This window comes from Paenibacillus sp. EB106-04-04-XG159, assembly GCF_058791835.1.
In genome coordinates, this window is record NZ_JBYTDY010000020.1 from 1 (window position 1) to 22917 (window position 22917).

Here is a 22917-nt window from a genome sequence, read left to right on the forward strand (position 1 = left end):
TCTCATTTAGCTGTTAAAAACAAAAGTACCCTATCGAGAGACTTTTTTAAAGTGTCTACTCGACAGGGTACAGTTTACTGTGTAGTGCCCTTTAGGAAACTATTTGATCGGAATATATATTTCGTATTCGTTTGTCTCTCGTTCGGGGTCATCTTTTGCTGGGTGATAGCGGTGATCGAAGATTTCTAAGCCATGTACGGCATTGTTTTTCTCATAACCCTGCTGTTTGAGCCACGCAAAGCATTGCATATAGTAATCTGTTACATTTTTCATCGGCCCTTTGTAAATGAAGTGAGCATACTTCTGTGCAGGAATGGTGAGAGCGACCATGTCGCTTGGCACTTGATCGAATGCACTCACTTCTACTCCGATATAACACGTAAAGTCCGTTGGACGATCATGGCAAGGAGAGAGAAATACATTCGGATTAACTTGATTCTGAATCTCCTCCAAACGACTCGTAAATTCCCTCCATAAGGTTGGAATCACATGTGCTGCCTCATAAGGGCCTGTCCAAACGACTCCGACCATCTTAAACTCATCTCTCGTTACAACTTTCCCTTCCATTATTCAAACTCCTTTCAGCGGGTTGATCTTTTGTTCTTTCTCCTTTACGATATCAGTAAACCTAGTCAAAATCTGTCATAGTTCTGAAAAATATTTTTGTAAAATGGAGTAATCAATATGGCAAAGAGTAAACGATTGATTGACCTAATGCTCAAATTGAATTCCAAAAAGAGATACACCGTACAAGAACTTGCAGACGAATTCGGAGTTTCCTATCGTACGATGTGGCGATATTTGCAGGAACTAAGTACGATTGTACCTTTATACTCCGAGAGTGGCATCTATGGAGGATATCAAGTGCTTCATGATCAGAAAGTCCCTGTATCGCAAGCTGAACATTATAATGACTTCGAAGGAAATATTGTTATTAAGCCTTCATTTCATGTAGCGGGATTTGAATTTACAGCGCCTTATACGGCATTTAGTGAAGTAGAGGTATTGGCACCTAGACTATGGTTAGAGTTGTTGCGTCGTCGAGAAGAGATTCCTTACGTCAATTCCAATATACGCTTAGGTCTTGCCCATAATCGAACAGATGATTTTACCTATTACGTTACTCTGGAAGTAGAACATGTTGAACACATTTCCGATGATTTCATTCACATGCAAATCCCTACCCGGACGTATGCCCACTTTACACATTACGGCTCTTTGGAGCGGGCACATGTTCATTCCACCTACAATTCGATTTACAAATGGCTTGATCAGAATGGGTTTGAGCAGGATGCGGAAGCACTGAATATCGAATACTTCGATGAGCGCTTTCAACCAAGTCATCGTAATAATCAATATGACATCTATATCCCTATCAGATCGATGTCTGACCACTAGAACATCATGAATCCCGAAGTACATATATAGAGTGAATAAGAGCCACGTCGATTGACGTGGTTTTTCGGCATGTTTCACATGTTTGAGAGTTCATGGAATACTGGAAAACGGATAGTTTTGGGTTATTGTCAAAAATTATGAATAATCAAATTTAAATTTCTAGAGTATAATAATATGTCATATGTTGTCTGTTTTACGTGTAAAAAATAATTACTGTGCAGGAAAGATGGAGGAAGCGAAAAGTGGAACTTGGTATAAGCACGTTTGTCGAAACAACGCCTGATGTGAAAACGGGAGAGACGATAAGTCACGCTGAGCGATTACGTGAAGTGGTGGAGGAAATTGTACTTGCCGATCAGGTGGGATTGGATGTATATGGAGTAGGTGAACATCACCGTCATGATTATGCTGGGTCATCACCAGCGGTTGTATTGGCTGCGGCTGCATCCCAGACTACAAGGATTCGGTTGACCAGTGCGGTAATGATAATATCCTCTTCTGATCCAGTGCGTGTATTTCAGGATTTTGCAACACTTGACGGGATTTCAAATGGACGCGCAGAGATTATGGTAGGCCGGGGTTCGTTTACAGAGTCGTTTCCGCTATTCGGATGCGATCTGAAGGACTATGAAGAGTTATTCAATGAAAAGTTGGATTTGCTGTTAAAGATCCAGAAGTCCGAGAAAGTAAGCTGGAGCGGTAAATATCGAGCAGCAATAGACGGTCTGGGCATTTACCCTCGTCCGGTACAGGATCCATTGCCGATATGGATTGGCAGTGCAGGGAGCCCGGAGTCCGCGATTCGCACTGGGGAGCAGGGATTGCCATTTGTCCTGGCCATCATCGGTGATGTCAAGCCATTAGATTACACATCACAAGTGGAGCACTACAAGAAAGCTGCGGCTCAAGCAGGCCGTGATGTATCACAACTGACGATCGCGTCGCACTCCCATGGCTTTGTAGCAGAGGATCAACAGACGGCCATAGAGAAATTCTTCCCTTCCACACATGCACGAACAAATGTGAGAGCAATCGAGAAAGGCAAGCCTCCTTATCATCGTTCGGATTATGATGCAGCGTGCAGCTTTGAAGGCGCTTTGTACGTCGGGGATCCAGAGACGGTAGCTAATAAGATCATTCATCTTCGCAAGCATGTGGGGATTACACGATTCTTCTTGCATATGCCGCATGGCACGATGCCTCATGAGGATGTTATGCGGGCAATTAGACTATTTGGAACAGAAGTGGCGCCTCGGGTAAGAGAAGAAGTAGCGCGTTGGGAAGCTGATAATCGCTGATTTCAAATACTTTAATCCTCAGATTTATTCATCAGTGTACATAGAATGATTGTAATTAGGGCTCAACCATAATTAGACCCTGAAGCACCGGGATTTCCCGGTGCTTTTTGATTTTTTAGTGGATTTACGAACCCATGTATTTCGTTTTGTAGTGACCAAGTGCAAGAAGCGGCCAGATGTACCGGTAGCTGTGATAGTGAATATAAAAGTTGCCTGGAAGACCAGCGCCTGTCGGATAAGAGGTCCTCCAATCATTTTCGTGCAAAGATGCGATAAGTCTATGGATTCCTCGATCTAATGCTGGTGTTGTCTGCGGTTGAACAGCAATAAGGGCGTCAAGTACCCAGGCCGTCTGAGATGGTGTGCTTTCTCCAAGCGGTACATAACGCTTTAGCCGATCACTTTGACAGGATTCCCCCCATCCTCCGTCTGCGTTCTGTATGCTTAAGAGCCATTTGGCACCTTTTTGCACCGATTCATGGTTCGCCGGCAGGCCGGCAGCTCGTAATCCGGTTAATGCAGCCCACGTACCATAGATATAACAAACGCCCCATCTTCCGTACCATGAACCATCTTTCTCCTGATGATGAATCAGCCATTTCGTTCCCCGTTTGATGAATTCATGCCGTGCATCAAGCCCGGCAAAGTTTCCGAGATACTCCAAGGCGCGACCGGTTAGATCTGCCTCCGAGGGATCTGTGGCAGCGGATTTGGCACCCTCGATGGCGAGCCAAGAGAACATTGCTTTATTCGTATTTTTTTCGAATGCAGGCCAGCCGCCGTCATTATTTTGCATAGACAGAACCCAATTCAATCCGCGATTCCACGATTCCTGATAGGTTGGATCGGTACTCGCGAAGCTTCGGATGACCCGTAAAGCTGCCGTTGTGTCATCCACGTCCGGATTGATCGTATTCGACTCGGAAAACCCCCATCCACCGGGTACGGTACCCGGATTATGGATGCTCCAATCAGCGGTTTTATGCTGCTGTCTGGACAACAGATACGAAGCAGCACGTCGAATCGACGCGTGATCACTGGGAGTCCCGGCACTTTGCATAGCGTAGGCGATTAGCGCTGTATCCCACACGGTTGAGGGGGAGTTCTGAACTGTTGTTTTACCGTCAAAACGGCATTGCATGGCAGTGAGTCCATGAATGGCGCGTGTAATGATCGGATGCTTCTGATCATATTTCAGAGCCAGCAAGGCGAATATCATGAGAATCGTACTACTGGCGTAGCTATAAAGAGTACCGTCGGATTCGATACGCTGGAGCATAAACTGTTCCGCCTTGGTTGTGGCGGCTTCATGGATATAGCGGGGTGTGCCAATAAGTCTGCTTAAACCTGCTTGTATGTCGTCTTGGATCTCTCGATATCCTTGGGATATGGGCTCATTGGTGTCAACACGCGGATCCAAGAGATCGGACAGATCAGGGGCATGATCTGAAGTGATCGAAAAACGCCTGTCGGCCATGATGAGCACGGGAGCGAGATGAACCCTTGAGTAGCCGGAAAATTCAAAAAAGTTGATAGGAAAATAGTTAGGGAAGAGCAGTATCTCAAGCGGGATCGACGTGATCGACAAGGGCCATTTGATTTGCCCTGTAGCGGCGAGGATTGTTTTCGTCAATAAGCTGGTGACTTTTCCAAGTCCGCCTCTAGAACGTATATAACGTTTAGCTCGCTGAATCGGCTCGTCCGTTATTTTACTGTATCCGGAGTAGAGTAGGGCGTAATAAGTTTCAACTGATGCGGCTAAGTTCCCTTCCTCTTCATCAGGATACAATCTCCAGAAGCCGCCCTGCTGCTGCTCGTTCAGGATACGGTCATGCAGTTGACGGATCAGAGCTTCGTTCTGTACGTTCAATATCCGAAAGAGAATGATGACATAGGCATCGATTACGATCCCATTTTCAAAACAAAAACGCCAAGATCCATCTTGATGCTGCTTCTGAATCAGGATTGCCGTCAGCCGCTTGATTTCCTCATCTACTGCGCTCAGTACATTGCCCATTCCCGGGTACCTCCGAAGTACGACTTTTTTAGCATTATATGAGGTCAGGGAGGAGGAAATGAGGCTGTAGTCTAGAATCTAAAGCACAAACTGATATCGGATCTGAACTAGAGGAGTGATCCAGGATGAACCAACATTTGCTGGCAAAGCCGACCCCTCATCAATTGAAATGGCAGGATTTAGAGATGGGTATGTTTTGTCACTTTGGGATCAACACGTTTTGCGATCAGGAATGGGGAGATGGAACGGATTCACCAGAATTGTTTAATCCAGATTCGTTGAATGCTTCCCAATGGGTACGAGCCGCGAAGGAGGCTGGCTTCAAGTACTTGGTCTTAACAGCGAAGCACCACGATGGGTTTTGCTTGTGGCCGACCAATACGACCGAGTATTCCTTCCAATCAAGCCCGTGGAAAAACGGGAATGGCGACGTTGTCCGCGAAGTGTCCGATGCCTGCAAAGAGGAAGGGATGTTGTTTGGGTTATACTTGTCCCCTTGGGATCGAAACGCTGCATGCTATCCTGACCAAGATGCTTACGATGATTTTTACTGTGAGCAGTTGACCGAGCTGCTAACCCAATACGGGCCGCTTGTAGAAGTTTGGTTTGATGGCGCGGGCTCGCAAGGCCGTCAATACGACTGGCGACGCATTATCGATCTGGTTAAACAGCATCAGCCGAATGCGATGATATTCAATATGGGGGCCCCAACCATTCGTTGGGTCGGTAATGAGGACGGGGTTGCGCCTTACCCGTGTTGGAATTCAGCAGAGACCGCCAGAGAAAGCATGTTCACGAATGCCATGATGAATTGGTTGCCGGAGACGTCAGCTTGGGTTCCCGCAGAATGTGATGTTCCCATCCGAAAGGAGCACTGGTTTTGGCATCCGAATGACGAAGGCAGTCTGCGCTCGTTGGACGATCTGATGGATATTTACTACCGTTCAGTCGGTCATGGGGCCACGCTGTTGCTCAATGTCGCCCCAGATCATCGGGGGCTGCTGCCGACCGTGGACGTAGAGCGACTGAAAGAATTCGGCCAAGAAGTGCGCCAACGGTTTTCCAAGCCTATAGCTGAAACATCTGGAGAGGGGAACACACTCATCGTCCAGTTGGAGCAAGAGACGGAAATTGATCATGCCGTGATCATGGAAGATTTGACGCATGGGGAGCGGGTGCGGGAGTACGTGCTTGAAGTATGGCAGAACGACGAATGGACTGAGTTGCTCTGCGGCAGCGCTATTGGCCATAAGAAGATCGATCGTTTTGAAACGGTAAGCACGACAAAGCTCCGTCTGCGCGTTCTGAACAGTACTGATCGGCCATTGTTCCGCTCGCTTGCTATTTTTCATGTGGGTACGGTTTGATCTCGGATTTGAATATACGAAAGTCGGGTGATCTATGATGAGAGCGAAGCATCCTGAAGCGCAGTGGTTTGATGAGGCAAGATTCGGCATCTTTATTCATTGGGGGCCTTACTCCCTGCGTGAAATTGAGGCATCCTGGCCGCTTATGCCGCATAGCCGTCAACATCTCGATGTGGATGTTTATGAAAGCTTAGCCGATGAGTTTAATCCCCTGAACTATGACCCTAAGGGGTGGGCCAAAGCAGCTAAAGCGGCTGGAGCCAAATATGTCGTATTGACCGCCAAGCACCACGACGGTTTCTGTTTGTTTGATACGAAAACAACAGACTACAATGCTGTACAAAGAGGTCCCAAACGCGACCTAGTGATGCCGTTTGTTGAAGCCGTGCGCAGTGAAGGACTTAAGGTGGGGCTTTATTTCACAACAATCGACTGGCATGATCCCGACTTTGCGACTATTCCGATCTCAGCAGGTATTCAATCGCCCAAACCGAATGTGTACGATCCCCTGCGTTGGTGGGAATTCCACAAACGATTTGTCGAGCAGCTGCGCGAGCTGTTGACCAACTACGGCAGGATCGACCTGATCTGGTTTGATGTTCCCGGCTTTGGAGCCGATCGCTGGCGGAGCAGTGAGGTTAAACAAATGATGCTGAATTTACAGCCGCATCTGATTGTGAACAACCGATTACCGGATGCTGGGGACTATGAGACACCGGAGCAAATTGTTCCCGTACATCCTCCAGATGAATGGTGGGAGACCTGTATGACGATGAACAAGCAGTGGGCCTATCATTCGGACCCGACCTGCTACAAAAGTACTCTTACCCTGCTTAATACATTGCTGGAGGTTTCAACTAAAGGAGGTAACCTGCTGTTGAATGTCGGTCCCCGCCCAGACGGTACCTGGCCTGAGGAAGCACTGGAACGTCTGGAGGCAATCGGAACATGGCTGAAACACTCGGGTGAAAGCATATACGGAACCAAAAGAACACCCGTGCATTTTCCTCCCTGCTTCTATGGACCAATTACAGTTAAAGAAAATACAATTTATCTTCATGTTAAGGATATTCCTCGTTTCCCACTGGAGCTTCGCTGCATGCAAGTCAAGGTGAGGGATGTGAGACTTCTCCGGACAGGCCAGTCACTTACTTACCGAGTGGAAGAAACCTTTGGCTGGGGCGTGGATGGCGAGCAACAGGTCAGCCGATTGTGGATCGACCTAGCACCCGAGGATTGCGATGAATGGAATACCGTTGTAGCGGTTGATTTCGATGATATACCTGTTTGGCCCGAGCTGAGAAAGTAAAAGTTCTATCTTTTATGTACTGGCTGGATATAGCAAAAAATGATAGATTGTCTTGAGAGAGCGCATTGTTGGCAGAGAAGAGGCCAGCGATGCGCTCTTGCTAGGTTCTACAACAATTTAGCTTCATGGCTCCGCATTTTGAGAACAATGAACCGGATGCAAAAACAGGTATTTACAAAATGAGGAAACCTTTTAACAATTCAATCATAAAATGAATGAACCATTCATTTATCACTTTGGAGGAGGTTCTATAGCTGATGGAGAGAAATCATTCGAAGTGGACAGTCAAAGGAAAATACGTCATCATCACAGGTGCAACCAGCGGAATTGGGCTTGCCGCCGCAAAGGAGCTCGCGAAGCGAGGCGCTAATCTAGGAATCGTCGCACGGAATCGAGATAAAGCGAATGAAGTTGCAGCCCAACTGAAAGCTATAGCAGGGGAATATGCCGTTATAGACGTTTTTCAGGCGGATATGGCTTCCCAGCAATCTGTACGTCAGGTAGCTACGGACATTCTAGAGAAATGGCCCAAAATCGACGTCTTGATTAACAATGCCGGAGCCATGTTTGTAACGCGAGAGATTACGGTTGACGGTATGGAGATGACATGGGCGGTTAATCATCTGGCCCCTTTTCTGCTGACAAACCTGCTTCTCGATCGGTTGAAAGAGAGCGGCAACGCCCGCATCATCACGACAGCTTCTCACAGCCACAAGATGGTCAAAAAGGGGATCCGATTTGACGACCTGAGTGCGAAGGGATACTATGGCTTTCCTCAGAGCCTATTCGGTGGAGCCACTTATCGCTATAGTGAAACGAAACTTGCCAACATCTTGTTCACGGCTGAATTAGGAAGAAGATTGGATGGAACCGGAGTCACGACTTCCTGCTTCGATCCAGGTCTGGTATCGACGAATTTCAATCAGAACAATGGCATGTTTGCCCGTCTGACAATGGTGGTGATGAAATGGTTCTCCCACACTCCCGAGAAGGGTGCTGAAACATTGGTATGGCTGGCCGACTCCGACGAAATGAATGTTTCTAACGGACAGTACTATAGTGATATGCACAGGGCGATTCCGTCAGCATCAGCCCAGGATATAAACGCTGCTAAGCGCTTATGGGAAATAAGTGAGGAACAGACCCGACAATAGACTTATCAGAATAACAGTCCTATACGATTGGAACATGGAGTGTGAACGAACGTTGAAGCCTATCAATATACCTCAATCAGATCTCTCTACCGATGAACGGAAAGACCAAATAAAGCGAGCAGCTCTTCGAGTATTTGCCAAGCATGGAATTGGCGGAACAAGGATGAGCACGATAGCAACTGAAGCTGGAATCAGCCAAGGCTTGTCCTACCGTTATTTCAGCTCCAAGGAAGAGATATTCACGATTCTTGTTCAAGAAGCAATTGACGAAGCTCAGGCTGTAATGAGGAATGCCGTTCATATCCCCGGTTCACCAAGGGAACAAATTAGAGCCTTAACCCTCATCATACTTGATGAAAGCCATAAAGATTACTTTTTGCTGCTTCAGCATGCGAACAGGTCGGACGAAGTGCCAGAACAGGCCAAACAAATGATAGAACGATATTCTTCGAATGATACGTTTGAGCACCTTGTTCCTATCATTAAGAAGGGACAGCAATTAGGTGAATTTTCGGAAGGCAATCCCTATAGTCTGTTGTTTCTATATTTCTCCGTTATAACAGGTCTCACTCTGCAGGATATCCCGACGACCCAAGTCAATTGGCTGCAAGAGGTTGATATCTTGATGAGAATATTAACAACATGAGATGTACTCGGTACAGATACGTTCTTTTGAAGACGTGATGCCCATTCCATATGGAAGTTCATTTGAAGTTTGATATAATAAGGGTTATTAAATATGAAAGTGAATGAGCTTGTAGAAGCGGGTTCACGTTCTTCAAGAGATTGGAGTCATACAATGAGATATCGCAATTTAGAGCAATGCATCAACGATTTAGAAAAGCACGGGCATCTGGTTCGCATACATGAAGAAGTTGACCCTAATCTGGAAATGGCGGCTATACATCTGAAAGTATATGAGGCTGGTGGTCCAGCATTGTTATTTGAAAATGTAAAAGGGTCGAAGTATAGCGCGGTATCCAACCTCTTCGGAACGATGGAGCGCAGCAAGTTTATATTCCGGGATACGTTTGAACGGACACAGGACGTCATCGGTCTTCGCAACGATCCGGTCAAAGCGCTTAAGAATCCATTTAAATATATCGGAACGGGGTTAGCAGCCAGAAAGGCACTGCCTCTTAAACAACCGGGAGGTCTTCCAGCAGGATTCCAGGAGATCCAGATCTCTGACCTTCCGCTGATTAAACACTGGAAAGAGGATGGAGGGGCATTTGTCACCTTGCCTCAAGTGTATTCAGAGGATCCGGAGAAGCCGGGAATTATGAATTCAAATCTGGGAATGTACCGTGTACAGCTTAGCGGCAACGAATATGAGATGAACCGAGAAGTCGGGATTCACTACCAGATCCATCGGGGGATTGGTGTTCACCAGGCCAAAGCGAATAAGCTGGGACAACCTCTTAAGGTGAGCTGCTTTATCGGCGGACCGCCTGCACATACGTTATCAGCGATAATGCCATTGCCTGAAGGTATGAGTGAACTGACTTTTGCGGGATTGCTATCAGGGCGCCATTTCCGATACAGCTATGTCGATGGATATTGTATTAGTCATGATGCGGACTTCGTGATCACTGGAGAAATATACCCCGGTGAGACGAAGCCGGAAGGACCGTTTGGCGATCATTTGGGCTATTACAGTCTTATTCATCCTTTCCCTGTGATGAGGGTGCATAAGGTGTATGCCAAGCAGCAATCCATCTTTCCGTTTACCGTCGTTGGTCGGCCGCCGCAAGAGGATACTTCCTTCGGTGAATTAATTCATGAGCTGACAGGGGGAGCGATCCAGCAAGAGATCCCTGGGGTAAAAGAAGTTCATGCCGTCGATGCCGCGGGGGTGCATCCATTGCTGTTTGCCATCGGAAGCGAACGGTACACACCTTACCAGCAAGTGAAGCAGCCTGCGGAGCTTCTGACGATAGCCAACCGGATATTGGGAACAGGTCAATTGAGTCTAGCGAAGTACTTATTCATCGCAGCTGAAGAGAAGCAATCGATAAGCACGCATCATATTGAAGATTTCTTAGCTTATATATTAGAGCGGATTGATCTTCAACGAGACATTCATTTTCAGACGAATACGACGATTGACACCCTTGATTATTCAGGGACAGGCTTGAACACGGGGAGCAAGGTTATATTTGCGGCTGTAGGAGATAAACAGAGGGACTTGTGCCGAGAGGTTCCAGACCAATTGAAGGGGATTCAAGGGTTTGAACATGTTAGTATGATCATGCCGGGTATTGTTGCGATGCAAGGACCTGCATTCACGACTTATGCGGATGTGAAGCAGGAAATAGACGGTCTCTGTGATGCGATTCGTGAAAAGGGTTCGCTCAGCTCATGTCCGATGATCATCCTATGTGATGACAGCGACTTTATGAGTGCGAAGATTGACAATTTCCTCTGGGCTGCATTTACACGGAGCAATCCTTCCCATGATATATACGGCGTGAATAGCCGGAATGAGTACAAGCATTGGGGCTGCGATAATGTCATTATAGACGCTCGTACGAAACCGCATCAGGCGCCGCCATTAATTCCAGATCCAACGGTTGAACAGAACATCAAACGATTTTTTGTTAAAGGTGCCAGCCTAGGTCATATACCAATCTCATAATGGACGTGTCAGGGATTCGTTCTATGTGAATCCTTGGCTACGTTGTACAAACAAGAAGCATGCCTGACTAGGCATGCTTTTTGCTGTAGGTGGACGCTGTAATGATATATGTTAGTTCGATGGTTTTCCAGCATTCTTAGGAACCATGATTAGGATCGAGAGGATCGCAAGCATACCGAAGATGACGTTGACGATAATTCCGGCGGTTGCCGCCGACTCTACACTGCCGAGGGAATTGATCGTACCGTATACTGTGGCTGAGATCGCAACACCAAAGGATGAGCCGAGCGAGCTCGCCATTTTGTAAACTCCTGCTGCTTCCCCGATCTTATCGGAAGGAGCATTGGCGACAGAGGTATCTGTTGATGGAGTCGCATAGATGCCTAAGCCAAGACCAAATAAGGCAAACCCAATGAACACCATGACGTTATAGGCCGTGTCCGGCAAAAATGTAAGTCCCATGAGTGCGATCCCGACGGTTGTAATAACAGCTCCCCAGACCATGGGCAGCTTCGCGCCAGCCTGTTGCAGAATCTTCTCCCCGACGCGAATCATGCTCAAGACAGCTATGACATACCCGATGGACAACATACCCGATTGGAATGCTGTAAACCCGCGGCCAACCTGGACATAAATATTCGCCACGACAAGTGTTCCCGCTACTGCATTTAACATGAAGTTGGAATACGTCGCACCCGCGTACGGTTTGTTTTTGAACAATGAAAAATCGATGAGCGAAACATCTTTTTGGGATTCCACATTGATAAAGAGGATGAAGCCAACAATGGCAACGACCGCGCAGCCTAATGTAAGCGGGCTTGTCCAGCCCCAATCTAATCCGCGAGTGATGAAGAGGTTCAATGGCAGCATAGTAAATACGAATATGACCAGACCGGTATAATCGAATTGGATAGGGCCTTTTGATGGCGCCTTGCTCTCCGGAGTGTCTTTAAGCAAGATCATTCCAAGGATTGTAATCATAATCGATAAGACATATATCCATCTCCAGCCTATGTATGTTGCAATGGCACCACCGACAAGCGAGCATATTCCTGATCCGCCCCAGGAACCGATGGACCAATAACTTAGAGCACGCTGACGATCTTGGTCTTTACAATAAGCTTTGATAAGCGCAATCGTAGCAGGCATGATACACGCTGCTGATAGACCTTGAATGATTCGGCCGATAATGAGCAGCCCGGCACCTTGTGCCAGTACTAGCATCAAGGAACCGATAATGCTAAGTATGAACCCGATATAGGTTATTTTTTTGCGTCCAATCTTATCCGCTAGTCCACCCGCAGCAACAATGAACATCCCCGAGAACAGAGAAGTTAAGCTGATTGCCGTATTCAACCTCCCTAAGGATATTCCTAGATCCGATTGAACAGCGGGAACGACGTTAACCATGGCTTGTGCAAATAGCCAAAAGGTAAGGACACCGCACACAATCCCCGCAATCATCTTATTTGTGCCTATATAGGCTGATTTCATGATAGACCTCCTTGATGTTCACCCTATATAAGTCGAACAAAGCGCTATTGCTAACTATTAGTTTTACTACTTGATTATAGATAAACTCTGATTACAATGCAGGGTCCTAATTATTCCATTTTAAATGCCGCATACACGTTATATCTACCAGACAGGTCTGACCCCCGAAGATGTCTTGCCTCCATTTGCTTGATAAATTAAATTTGTTAAATCTGCCTTAAGCATTTGCATTCGCTCCGCACCTATAATTTCAATCCAGCGCTGTTCGATCTCGGCAATGATCTCCTCTTTAGCTTGTATTACTAACCAGCCGCGTTCGGTCAGAACAATCGTTTTACCTCTCTTATCCGTGGGATGAGTTTCGCGTGTTACATAACCGTTTATCTCAAGGTAATCCACCATTTTACTTACAGCTTGCTTGGTAATTCCTAGATGTTCAGCTAGTTCAATACCTGTTGCTCCATTCGGAATGAGATGTCTAAACATAAAACCATGCGCAGGTCTAATATCACCGAATCCTAGCTCACTTAATCGGTCATGCAGCTCATAAATCAATGTACTATAGGATAATGACAAGAGTGAGGTAAGATCCGATTTATTCATTACTTGATCTTCATGATTCATGGTTTAAACCTCCTTGAACAAAGTCAATTAAGTTGACTATATTTAAAACTTATTGTACACTATGGGATATGGTCAATCAAATTGACTATATTTTTCGCTTTGCATGAAATGGGAGGAAGAGAATGACAACAGTTTTATTTGTAAAAGCAAACAATCGTCCAGCAGATCAGGCGGTTAGTGTTAGATTATATGAGGCTTTCTTGGCAAGCTACAAAGAATCGCATCCCAATGATACAGTGGTAGAGCTTGATTTATATAATGAAGAATTGCCATATGTAGGCGCAGATCTGATTAACGGTACATTCAAGGCTGGTAGAGGACTTGATTTAACAACAGAAGAAGCACAAGCGGTAGCGGTTGCTGATAAATATCTGGATCAATTCCTTGCGGCTGATAAAGTGGTATTTGGTTTCCCATTATGGAACTTAACCATCCCAGCTGTACTGCACACCTATATTGATTATCTAAACCGTGCGGGCAAGACTTTTAAATATACACCAGAAGGCCCAGTAGGTCTGATTGGTGATAAGAAGATTGCATTATTAAACGCAAGCGGCGGTGTATATTCTGAAGGGCCGGCAGCTGCAATCGAAATGGCTGTTAAATATGTAGCAAGTATGATGGGCTTCTTCGGCGTAAGAGATATGGAGAAAGTCGTCATTGAGGGACACAATCAATTCCCGGATCGAGCAGAAGAAATTATTGCAGCAGGGCTTGAAGAGGCTGTTATAGCAGCAAGTTCGTTCTAATTAGCTAAACACTAAACGCTCAAGATGGCAGTACCAACACTTTTATAGCGGTGGTACTGCTTTTTTATTAAACATACTATTATGGATAGAAAGTAGGACTACATTTCAATGGAACGTTTATGGACCAAAAACTATATCATGCTGACCCTTACAGCATTATTGCTGTTTGGCGGTTTTTATTTGCTAATGCCAACACTGCCTATGTTTATTGAACAATTAGGTGGGAGTGAATCTCAAGTTGGATTTATTATTGGGGTGTTTACGATCTCAGCAGTAATCTTTCGACCTATTATTGGAGGATTGATGGATCGGTATGGTCGACGGCTATTTATCATAAGTGGACTGCTATTTTTTGCAATTACGATGTATTTTTATGATTGGGTAACAGGAATTATATTCTTAGTGGTATTACGTATCTTCCATGGAGTCAGCTGGGCAATTGCTACAACTTCGATCGGAACGGCTGTGACGGATGTTATCCCCCAATCTCGTCGTGGAGAAGGAATGGGATGGTACGGACTAGCGATGACTTTAGGTATGGCTCTTGGACCCATATTGGGTCTTTGGGTAGCTGAATCCTTTTCATTTCACTATCTATTTCTGCTATGCACAGCATTGGCGATTGTTGCATTCATACTTGCGCTTGGCACCAAAGTGCCGGTAGTTAAAATGACATCCCAAAAACCAATATCATTTTTTGATCGATCATTTTTACCGATCGCTGTTGTTACATTTTTCTTATCCCTTACGTTTGGCGGTATTACAACATTTTTACCATTGTTTGCGAACAAAATTCAGGTTAACGCGGGTGCTTTTTTCTTGGTTTATGCTGTCACACTTACAGTAGTTAGACCACTTGCAGGGAAGATATCCGATAAATATGGAGAAGCGGTCATTATTGCTCCAGCGCTTATTACATTGATCGCCTCATTATTAGTCCTAGCCATGACAAATGGGCCTGTCGGAATCGTGATTACCGCTATTTTGTACGGTATTGGATTTGGATCCGCACAGCCTGCTCTTCAAGTAGCCATTATCCGATTAGCTCCTCCAGAGAAAAGAGGTATAGCGAACGCTACATTTTTTACGGCCTTTGATCTAGGGATTGGTGTAGGGGCTATGGTTTTAGGATTTGTGTTACAGCTCCTGGGATATCAAATGCTATTTATTACTTGTGCTGTATCTGGGCTTCTTAGTGTGTTGATTTTTATATTGTTTGTAAAAAAGACACTAAAAACAACTGCTTAAATGACGAAAATAGCTCCATACAAAGAAGCTGCCTTTATATCCATAAGGGCAGCTTCTTGTGTTCTTATTGCAGCTTGGCTATGATATGGAGCCTGTAGTTGCGAACGGGCATTGCACCGTATTAGGCTTCTCCTCTGCTGAAGTCTGATAAGGGCACGGTTGAGTCTGATAGTTCGGGCTAACCGAAAACTCTTGGAATCGCTTATGCCAGATCGGCGTAGCCGATGGGGAGAGGGGAGGAATGAGCCAAGACCATCTGGCATTCACTTCTCTTCCTTGTTCGTGTTCTTGTTGTTCGAACTTCATAAACTGCTCAGCTGCCGAGTGATGATCAACGATGCTTACGTTGTGCTTGCGAAACGACTCATAAACAGCTTCATTAAGCTCAAGCATGGCGCGATCCTTCCAGAAGGTAGTCTTCGAGATCGTGTCCAAGCCTAACTCGCGGGCGATAGCCGGCAATGCATTGTAGCGATGCTCGTCGGCAAGATTTCTCGAAGCGATCTCCGTGACCATATACCAACCGTTAAACGGTGCTGCTGTGTAACGCAGGCCGCCGATCTCGAGCAGCATGTCTGAGATGATCGGAACACCGTACCACTTCAGCTTCAATTCATCAAAAGAGTCCATGCGCGGATGCGAGATGGGCACTTCTAATACCAGCTCTTTAGGGATGGAGAACCACTTCGGTTCCCGTTGATCGATCTGTACAACGAGCGGCAATATATCGAAGGAAGTTCCTGCTCCTTGCCAGCCCAACTCCTGACACTGCTTCGTAAATAAGACAGAAGCGGGGTCGCCGACTATGCCAAGTTCCGTTTCATACCCAGCATATCGGATTAATTGATGGTTCCAGATCCTGATCCGATGATGATCGGTTTCGGGCGCGAATATGGTGATCGTTGGTCGGATTCTCCCTTGATTGGTTGCATATTCGATATGTTGAAAGAGGGCTTCTGCGATTGCTTCTTCAGTATTCAGCTCTCTTGCATCTAACAACTTGAGTGTCTTCCAGAATAAGCGTCCGATACATCGACTGTTGTTGCGCCATGCCAGCCTGGCTCCGTATTCCAACTCTTCTTGAGTATGTGTATACGTTCCTGTTGTCATGATGTCATTCGTCACTTGTTTGATGCGACTTTCCATCTCTGCAGTGCTCTTCCCAAGTTCAATGTAACATGTATGGATAAATGCCTTTGCTTCGTCTATTAAGAGTTCATGCTGCAACTTCTTAACCCTTCCTTCATAACCCCCTGCACAGAGGTGAATTCATTAGTAGATATTATGGGATAGAGATATGTCTATTATAAATGAAAATCGTTCTTATGCGGAGGGTATTATGTGAAGGAATCGGTACGATCAGAATCGGTATGATCAGCCTGTACCTGATATCCAGACCCACTGTAGATAAGGGGCGAAGCTGGAACCGTTCCATTTCAAGATATTCATAAAATAGCCCAATCCGTCAGCATTGTATCGACCCGTAATCCGCTGCAGCGCCATCAATTCATACTGCCCATCACGCTCCAAATCTATCGGATAGACCCCGCTTAACGGATTCACGTCCCCTTGGATAGGCTCCTTCAGCTTGCCGTTGCTGTCGTAGATCTCGGATAAGTATTGCTGCCCCTTATATGTCAGATCGATGATATACGTGGATTGAGGATTCAGACTTGTGGCGTTGACTTTGTAGTTATCCATATAGTTCACGGTATATTGGTGAGCTTGATTGTATGCTTCATAATCAAACAACAGATGCAGCTGATTGTTCAGATATGAAAATATATAGCTGTAGGTAATTGCACCTGATCCGCCCGAATCGATAACGATGAGAATATCGTTCACACCATTACCCGTAAAGTCGACCAATTGTACGGTGGGATGGTAGCCGGAATTTTGCTGTAGGGGAAATGCATGAGTTACTCCCGATCTTCCATCTTTAATGTGTAACGTAATATGTTGAGTAAACGGGCTGCCAGGCTCGTGATCTCCAACCAAATAGACAAGATCCGGAATACCGTCTCCGTTCACATCTCCCAGCTTCTGATCTACCACGTGCATCATACGTACTTACCACACTCCTCGAATTATGATGATCTAGTTTATGTACTATAACTGGGCGAAGTGTGAGTCTGTAGGAATATAAAGAGTGAGAGCAACGAAATTTTATTCCAGAATTCACTTCCTTTTATGAAATATTGCTATATAATGTAAGTGATTGCATATTGTAGCAATATCCGTCGGACAAGAGGATGGCTACAGATTGTTATCAATTATTTATGTATGCGATTACATCTTGGGCATCGATAACTGGCATATGATTTCATAGGAAATGATCGCAGTACTATCATGGATTCAGTCACAATTAAAACTTGTGAGGAGGTATGTGAAGATGAAGAGAAGTAGTTGGTTGCTGGCAGCTATGTTGCTGCTCAGTGTACTGGCAAGCGCATGCGGCGGCGGGACGGATGCAGATCCTACGAAGGTTAATAACAAACCGCAAGATGAAGTTAAGTTAGAACCTGAGAAGAGCAAGGATCCGGTGAAGCTGGTTATGTACAGCTGGAGACCTGAAGACAAGGAAGGCTATCAAGCGATCATCGAGGAATTCAAGAAAGAGAACAGCCATATTGACATTGAATTCAAACCGTTTAAGTCCACCGAGTACAATACCATCTTGAACAACACCTTGCAGTCCGGCACAGGTGTGGATATTCTCCAGCTCCGTCCTTATGATGGCGCGACTGCGCTGGCAGACGCAGGCTACTTAACTCCTCTCGACAACCTAAAAGGTCTGGACCAGATTGCAGACTCCTATCTCAGCGCAGCTAAGGGTAGTGACAAGAAGGTGTACGGTGTCCCGTTCATGCTGAATAATGCCGTTATCTTCTATAATAAAGGACTATTCGCCGATAAGGGGATCACAGTCCCTGAGACATATGAAGAATTCATCGCAGCATGCGAGCAGTTGAAGGCTGCAGGTATTACTCCGATTGCCCAATCCGGCAAAGCTCCGTATTTACTCTCGATGACACATGCTGTTATCGGCGAAAGCGCTTATGGCGGCAATACCTTTGTAGAAGCCGTCCTATCCGGCAAGACAAACTTTAAAGATCCGCTGTTTATTGAATCGTTGAACAGGATGAAGCAGCTTGAAGCTTACTTCCCGAAAGACTTTATCGCCATCGACGATAAGGATGCGCAGACGATGTTCTATAACAAGGAAGCGGCTATGTATATTAACGGGAGCCATCGCCTCGCGACGTTCGAATCGAACGAGCTGGACTTCGAGGTAGACTTCTTCAGCGGCTTCGCTGCCAAGAAGGGGGAGTCGCCTAACATCATCACTTGGGTGGACGGCTCTTATGCGGTAGCGAAGAATTCGAAGCACCAGGAAGAGGCGATGAAGTTCATCGAGTTTATCGCATCCCCGGCGTTTGGCAAGAAATTCAGCGCGGAGTTAAGCCGTGTCAGTCCGATAACCGGTGTTGAGCCTGTTCATCCGCTCTTGAAGCGTATGTCGGAGATCAGCGGCAAGCATTCGACGCCATATCTGATGCTGACGAACTTCAGCCACGGCACGCCGACAAGCAAGGTAACGCTTGAGGATTCCTTGCAAGGGATGTATCTGGGGCAGTTGACGCCGGAGCAAGTGGCGGATGCGGTGCAAGCTTCAGTAGACAAGTGGTTTAAGCCATAGCATAAATAACAGCTGCTGAGTGGAGGAGTTGCGTGATGACGTATGCATTTGACGCACTAATTGAACAATGGATCAGCGAAGGAAGCGTACCTGGAGCTGTTCTAGCCATACAAGTTCATGACCGATTTCAGTTCTTGAAGGCATATGGAAGCTACTCTGACAATGAATCGACAAGGGAAGTTCAGCTGGACACCTTGTTTGATCTTGCTTCATTGACGAAGGTCGTAGCGACGCTGCCGATGGTTCTGTCGCTTGCTTCGGAAGGTGCGATCCAGCTGGATGACCCGATCAGCATGCACATCAAGGAATTCCCGCATCACGGGATACAAGTTCGGCATTTGCTGCAGCATACATCCGGGCTGCCTGCGGATCTGCCCTTCCAGCCGCGTTCAACGCACGACAGGCAGGTGATGCTGGATATTATGCGCACCCCATTGGAAGCCGATATCGGCAGTCGGGTAAAGTACAGCGACCTCGGCTTCATTCTGCTGGGCGAGCTTGTGAAGCGCGTAACTGGCAAATCGCTGGATCAGCTGGCCAAGGAACGTCTGTTCGAGCCGCTTGGCATGGCGGATACGTTATTTAATCCTGCGAATGCAGGATTAAGAGAGCGTATCGCCGCAACCGAATACGTGGACGGCGCTTATATCGTTGGCGAGGTTCATGACGAAAAGAGCTATCATCTCGGCGGTGTATCCGGCAGCGCGGGCTTATTCTCTACGGCATCCGATCTCTTGAAATATATGCAGCTCTGGCACAACGCTGCGCCTGGATTAGCCGCTGGCATTTCCCGTGAGATGCTTGGACAATGCTTTGAGCAGTCGTACCAAGGCAGAGCGCTCGGCTGGGAAGTTCGAGAGAGCAATGACCCTGGATATGAATATTTGCCGTCAAGCTGCGGCTCATCTTGGCCTAAGGGAAGCTTCGGCCATACCGGATTCACTGGAACGAGCATATGGGCAGACCCAGAGCATCATCTGACGGTCATCTGGCTGACGAATGGGGTACATCTTGGAAGAAGCAATCCGGTCCGTCTGCTGCGGAGAAAGCTGCATGATCAGATCCGAGCGGACTTGATTCATGAAATGGAGGAAGGCTGAATTGAATGACAAGCTGCAAGCAGCCGCAACTGGCGCTGCCCCTCAACGACGGCGGCGGTTCGGCAGGCATTTCGTGCATCTATTCCTGCTTCCGGCACTCTTATTCTACGTTGGATTCATGGTTTATCCGATCGCATCCGCGCTGATGAACAGTCTATTCTCCTGGAAGGGGCTGACGCGCGGGGACTTTATCGGCTTGAATAACTTTATCCGTCTGTTTACGGAGGAACCCTACAAGGATACATTTAGCAACGCGCTGCGGCACAACGCCATCTTCTTCGTCGTTGCTGTACTTTCCAAGCTGGTTATCGCATATGCCCTTGCACTTATTATCAATAGCAGATTGAAGGGCAAGGAATGGTTCAAGACGATCTTCTTTCTTCCTAAGCTGCTGTCGGTGATCGTGGTTGGATATTTGTTCAGCTTAATCCTGAATCCATCCTATGGCGCGCTGAATACCTTTCTGAAGGCAATCGGTCTCGCGGAACTCGCGAAGCCGTGGCTGGGGGACCCGAAGACAGCTCTCTTGACGATCATATTTATTAATAGCTGGTATGGATTCGGCTTCGCGATGCTTATCTTTCTCGTTGGTTTGCAGTCCATATCGTCGGAGATCTATGATGCGGCGAAGATCGACAGAGCTTCGGGCTGGACGCTGCTGTTTCGTATTACGATTCCGCTCTCGATGCCGTCCATTATGATTATGACGATCCTGACGTTTATCTCTTCCTTTGAGTCGTTTGAAATGATCTATGCGATGCAGGGGACGTCTGGAGGACCGTATTACTCCACCGATGTGCTGGCGCTCTTCTTCTATCGATTAATGTTCGGCTCGGTCGGCGGCGGAGATTCGATTGGACTCGGATCCGCGCTTGCTGTCGTGCTGTTGCTGATCATCTCTATAGCGACTGCGATATCGATGTTCTTCTTCCGACGCAAGGAAGTGGACTACTAAACCAATCTGGATCACTCAAATATCCAATGGAGGATGTGTATGGAGAACCGGCTTCGACAGCTGTTAAAATACGTGATATTGGCATTCTTCACGTTCATCTCTTTGTATCCGATCTCGTTAATGATTCTGTCTTCCTTCAAGACGAAGAAGGAGATTATGAAGTCGCCGCTCGGTTTGCCGAAGCAATTCAACCTCAACAACTTTATTGAAGTGTGGGAGAAGGTGCACTTTGAAGAGTATTTTATAAATAGTCTCATCGTGAGTGTTTCATCGGTCTTGCTCATCCTACTTGTGTCATCTTTGGCTGCATTCTATCTGGCACGTTATTCTTTTCGCTGGAATGGCGCAGTCCTATTCTTCTTTATGCTCGGGTTGATGCTTCCAATGAAGCTCGCGATCTCGCCGCTGTATATGCAATTGATGAAGCTGAACCTGCTGGATACGCTGGCTGGGCTCGTTATCGTGTATGTAGCGGGACACATCTCCTTTGCGGTATTCCTATTCTACGGCTTCTTCGGAACTGTGCCGAAGGAATTGGATCAGAGTGCACGCATCGACGGCTGCAACGACTTTCAGGTGTACTACCGAATTATGCTTCCGCTCATGCGCCCTGCGATGGCGACGGTAGCGATCACGAACCTGATCGGGGTGTGGAATGACTTTTTCTACCCGCTGATCTTTATTAAGACGACGGAGAAAGGTACAATTCCATTAGGAATGCTGAATCTATTCGGCGAATATGACACCCAGTGGAATCTGTTATTCTCAGGGCTGACCTTGTCGTCATTGCCGATGATCATTGCGTTCCTGTTCGCATCCAGGCAATTTATCGAAGGATTAACGGCGGGAGCGGTGAAGACATGAAGCGATGGATTACGTTTGATCTGGATGGGACCTTGATGCAGAATCCGTTCGGGGCGTGGATATTTCCGGAGATTGAGCAGGTCTTAGCCGTGGAGTACAAACAAGCGTGCGATTCGCGAAATAGGCTCTACGGAGCGCATTACCGCCTGATGCAGGAGCTGCAACTGGTAGCGGCGTACGATTGGGATGCCATCGTGAAGCAAGTGACGGAGGAGCTAGGGCTTACGGCCGTGATCAATGTGGAGGAGCTGGTTGTGAAGCATTCGACCGTTCCGAAGATTCATCTGCTGGAAGATACGATTGTGCCCGCATTAAGCCAGCTGAAGGATGAAGGTTATTCTCTTGCTGCTGTGACCAATGGATTCTATAAGTATCAGTATCCGGTGATGAAAGTGCTGGGTCTAGCTGATCTCATGGATACGATCATCACGCCGGAGATGGCCGGATGCGCTAAGCCGGATTGTCGGATGGTAGATTCGTTGCGGGAAGACGGTGTCATCGTCGCACATGTGGGTGACCGACTCGATCAAGATGTTGTGTTCGCAAATCAGATGGGTGCAGCCTCGATTCTCGTTCATCATCAACTGCCGACTGAGATGTTGGAGCTGTCACCAAGTCAGCGTGCAGCGAGCATAGAAATGGATGTTCTGCTGGAGGAGATTGCGACTAGAGAAAGTCCACCTCATGTCCAGGCAACGGTTACGGATGCTTATAAGCCCAAGTATGTTATACAGAGTATCGGGGAGCTTCTGACTATTGACCATCTCTAATTCCATAGCAGATACTTCTTATATACCACCTCTGATTGATGCGGACACAGAATCCGTTATTTCAAGCTAGAAGCGCGTTATTGCCATCCTTCCGGACCGTAGATCCGCTATTTGAACAAAATTAGCAGAAAAGTGCTCGTGAAGGAGCAAATAAGGTCTCCTGTGTCCGCGAAACTTTAAATATACTGCAAAAGTTCAAGAATAGCGGCTCCTGTGTCCGTTTCAGAGGACC

Annotated in this window: 20 protein-coding genes; 14 read left to right on the forward strand and 6 right to left on the reverse strand. The window is 46.7% G+C overall.

Going from position 1 to position 22917, the window contains the following annotated elements:
* Positions 1 to 99: 99 nt before the first annotated feature.
* Entirely contained in the window at positions 100 to 567 is a 468-nt protein-coding gene (locus tag AC3WTP_RS19745) for a GyrI-like domain-containing protein (RefSeq protein ID WP_492396350.1), read from the reverse strand.
* 117 nt (positions 568 to 684) lie between these two features.
* On the opposite strand from AC3WTP_RS19745, the gene AC3WTP_RS19750 reads away from it, so the two are divergent.
* Positions 685 to 1398, forward strand: coding sequence for a GyrI-like domain-containing protein (locus tag AC3WTP_RS19750; protein ID WP_492396351.1), 714 nt, complete (start codon positions 685 to 687; stop codon positions 1396 to 1398).
* Positions 1399 to 1640: 242 nt separating this feature from the next.
* Positions 1641 to 2696: an LLM class flavin-dependent oxidoreductase gene (locus AC3WTP_RS19755; RefSeq protein ID WP_492396352.1), complete on the forward strand. Its 1056-nt coding sequence runs from the start codon at positions 1641 to 1643 to the stop codon at positions 2694 to 2696.
* Positions 2697 to 2820: 124 nt separating this feature from the next.
* On the opposite strand, the gene shc is transcribed toward AC3WTP_RS19755, so the two are convergent.
* Complete coding sequence (gene shc / locus AC3WTP_RS19760) at positions 2821 to 4713, reverse strand: squalene--hopene cyclase (protein ID WP_492396353.1); 1893 nt, start codon at positions 4711 to 4713, stop codon at positions 2821 to 2823.
* A gap of 125 nt (positions 4714 to 4838) precedes the next feature.
* Between shc and AC3WTP_RS19765 the strand changes: the two genes are divergently transcribed.
* The 5 genes from AC3WTP_RS19765 to AC3WTP_RS19785 all read left to right on the forward strand — a co-directional run bounded on the left by AC3WTP_RS19765 (position 4839) and on the right by AC3WTP_RS19785 (position 11181).
* Positions 4839 to 6080: an alpha-L-fucosidase gene (locus tag AC3WTP_RS19765; RefSeq protein ID WP_492396354.1), complete on the forward strand. Its 1242-nt coding sequence runs from the start codon at positions 4839 to 4841 to the stop codon at positions 6078 to 6080.
* Between the two features lie 37 nt (positions 6081 to 6117).
* On the forward strand, positions 6118 to 7389 hold the full coding sequence (locus AC3WTP_RS19770; protein WP_492396355.1) for an alpha-L-fucosidase: 1272 nt from the start codon (positions 6118 to 6120) through the stop codon (positions 7387 to 7389).
* 257 nt (positions 7390 to 7646) lie between these two features.
* On the forward strand, positions 7647 to 8543 hold the full coding sequence (locus AC3WTP_RS19775) for an SDR family oxidoreductase (RefSeq protein WP_492396356.1): 897 nt from the start codon (positions 7647 to 7649) through the stop codon (positions 8541 to 8543).
* A gap of 52 nt (positions 8544 to 8595) precedes the next feature.
* Entirely contained in the window at positions 8596 to 9189 is a 594-nt protein-coding gene (locus tag AC3WTP_RS19780) for a TetR/AcrR family transcriptional regulator (protein WP_492396357.1), read from the forward strand.
* A 153-nt stretch (positions 9190 to 9342) separates the two neighbouring features.
* Positions 9343 to 11181: a UbiD family decarboxylase gene (locus AC3WTP_RS19785; RefSeq protein WP_492396358.1), complete on the forward strand. Its 1839-nt coding sequence runs from the start codon at positions 9343 to 9345 to the stop codon at positions 11179 to 11181.
* Between the two features lie 111 nt (positions 11182 to 11292).
* Here AC3WTP_RS19785 and AC3WTP_RS19790 read toward each other — a convergent pair whose 3' ends face one another.
* The gene (locus tag AC3WTP_RS19790) at positions 11293 to 12678 is read right to left on the reverse strand and encodes an MFS transporter (RefSeq protein ID WP_492396423.1); all 1386 of its coding nucleotides are present in this window, start codon (positions 12676 to 12678) and stop codon (positions 11293 to 11295) included.
* A gap of 141 nt (positions 12679 to 12819) precedes the next feature.
* A complete protein-coding gene (locus AC3WTP_RS19795) occupies positions 12820 to 13299 on the reverse strand; it encodes a MarR family winged helix-turn-helix transcriptional regulator (RefSeq protein ID WP_492396359.1) in 480 nt (159 codons plus the stop codon).
* A 122-nt stretch (positions 13300 to 13421) separates the two neighbouring features.
* Between AC3WTP_RS19795 and AC3WTP_RS19800 the strand changes: the two genes are divergently transcribed.
* On the forward strand, positions 13422 to 14048 hold the full coding sequence (locus AC3WTP_RS19800) for an FMN-dependent NADH-azoreductase (RefSeq protein WP_492396360.1): 627 nt from the start codon (positions 13422 to 13424) through the stop codon (positions 14046 to 14048).
* A gap of 108 nt (positions 14049 to 14156) precedes the next feature.
* On the forward strand, positions 14157 to 15296 hold the full coding sequence (locus AC3WTP_RS19805; protein WP_492396361.1) for an MFS transporter: 1140 nt from the start codon (positions 14157 to 14159) through the stop codon (positions 15294 to 15296).
* A gap of 78 nt (positions 15297 to 15374) precedes the next feature.
* Here the strand turns inward: AC3WTP_RS19805 and AC3WTP_RS19810 are convergent, their stop codons facing one another.
* On the reverse strand, positions 15375 to 16523 hold the full coding sequence (locus AC3WTP_RS19810; RefSeq protein WP_492396362.1) for a nitric oxide synthase oxygenase: 1149 nt from the start codon (positions 16521 to 16523) through the stop codon (positions 15375 to 15377).
* 147 nt (positions 16524 to 16670) lie between these two features.
* A complete protein-coding gene (locus tag AC3WTP_RS19815; protein WP_492396363.1) occupies positions 16671 to 17360 on the reverse strand; it encodes a YybI family spore inner coat protein in 690 nt (229 codons plus the stop codon).
* A gap of 328 nt (positions 17361 to 17688) precedes the next feature.
* Here AC3WTP_RS19815 and AC3WTP_RS19820 point away from each other — a divergent pair, with 328 nt between their 5' ends.
* From AC3WTP_RS19820 to AC3WTP_RS19840, 5 genes are read left to right on the forward strand one after another with little or no spacing between them, the layout of a single operon-like run.
* A complete protein-coding gene (locus AC3WTP_RS19820; RefSeq protein ID WP_492396364.1) occupies positions 17689 to 18996 on the forward strand; it encodes an ABC transporter substrate-binding protein in 1308 nt (435 codons plus the stop codon).
* A 35-nt stretch (positions 18997 to 19031) separates the two neighbouring features.
* Positions 19032 to 20096: a serine hydrolase domain-containing protein gene (locus AC3WTP_RS19825; protein WP_492396365.1), complete on the forward strand. Its 1065-nt coding sequence runs from the start codon at positions 19032 to 19034 to the stop codon at positions 20094 to 20096.
* A gap of 1 nt (position 20097) precedes the next feature.
* A complete protein-coding gene (locus AC3WTP_RS19830; RefSeq protein ID WP_492396366.1) occupies positions 20098 to 21051 on the forward strand; it encodes a carbohydrate ABC transporter permease in 954 nt (317 codons plus the stop codon).
* Between the two features lie 39 nt (positions 21052 to 21090).
* Positions 21091 to 21915, forward strand: coding sequence for a carbohydrate ABC transporter permease (locus tag AC3WTP_RS19835; RefSeq protein ID WP_492396367.1), 825 nt, complete (start codon positions 21091 to 21093; stop codon positions 21913 to 21915).
* Positions 21912 to 22685: an HAD family hydrolase gene (locus tag AC3WTP_RS19840; protein WP_492396368.1), complete on the forward strand. Its 774-nt coding sequence runs from the start codon at positions 21912 to 21914 to the stop codon at positions 22683 to 22685. Before AC3WTP_RS19835 ends, AC3WTP_RS19840 begins: the two co-directional genes overlap by 4 nt.
* Positions 22686 to 22917 lie beyond the last annotated feature (232 nt).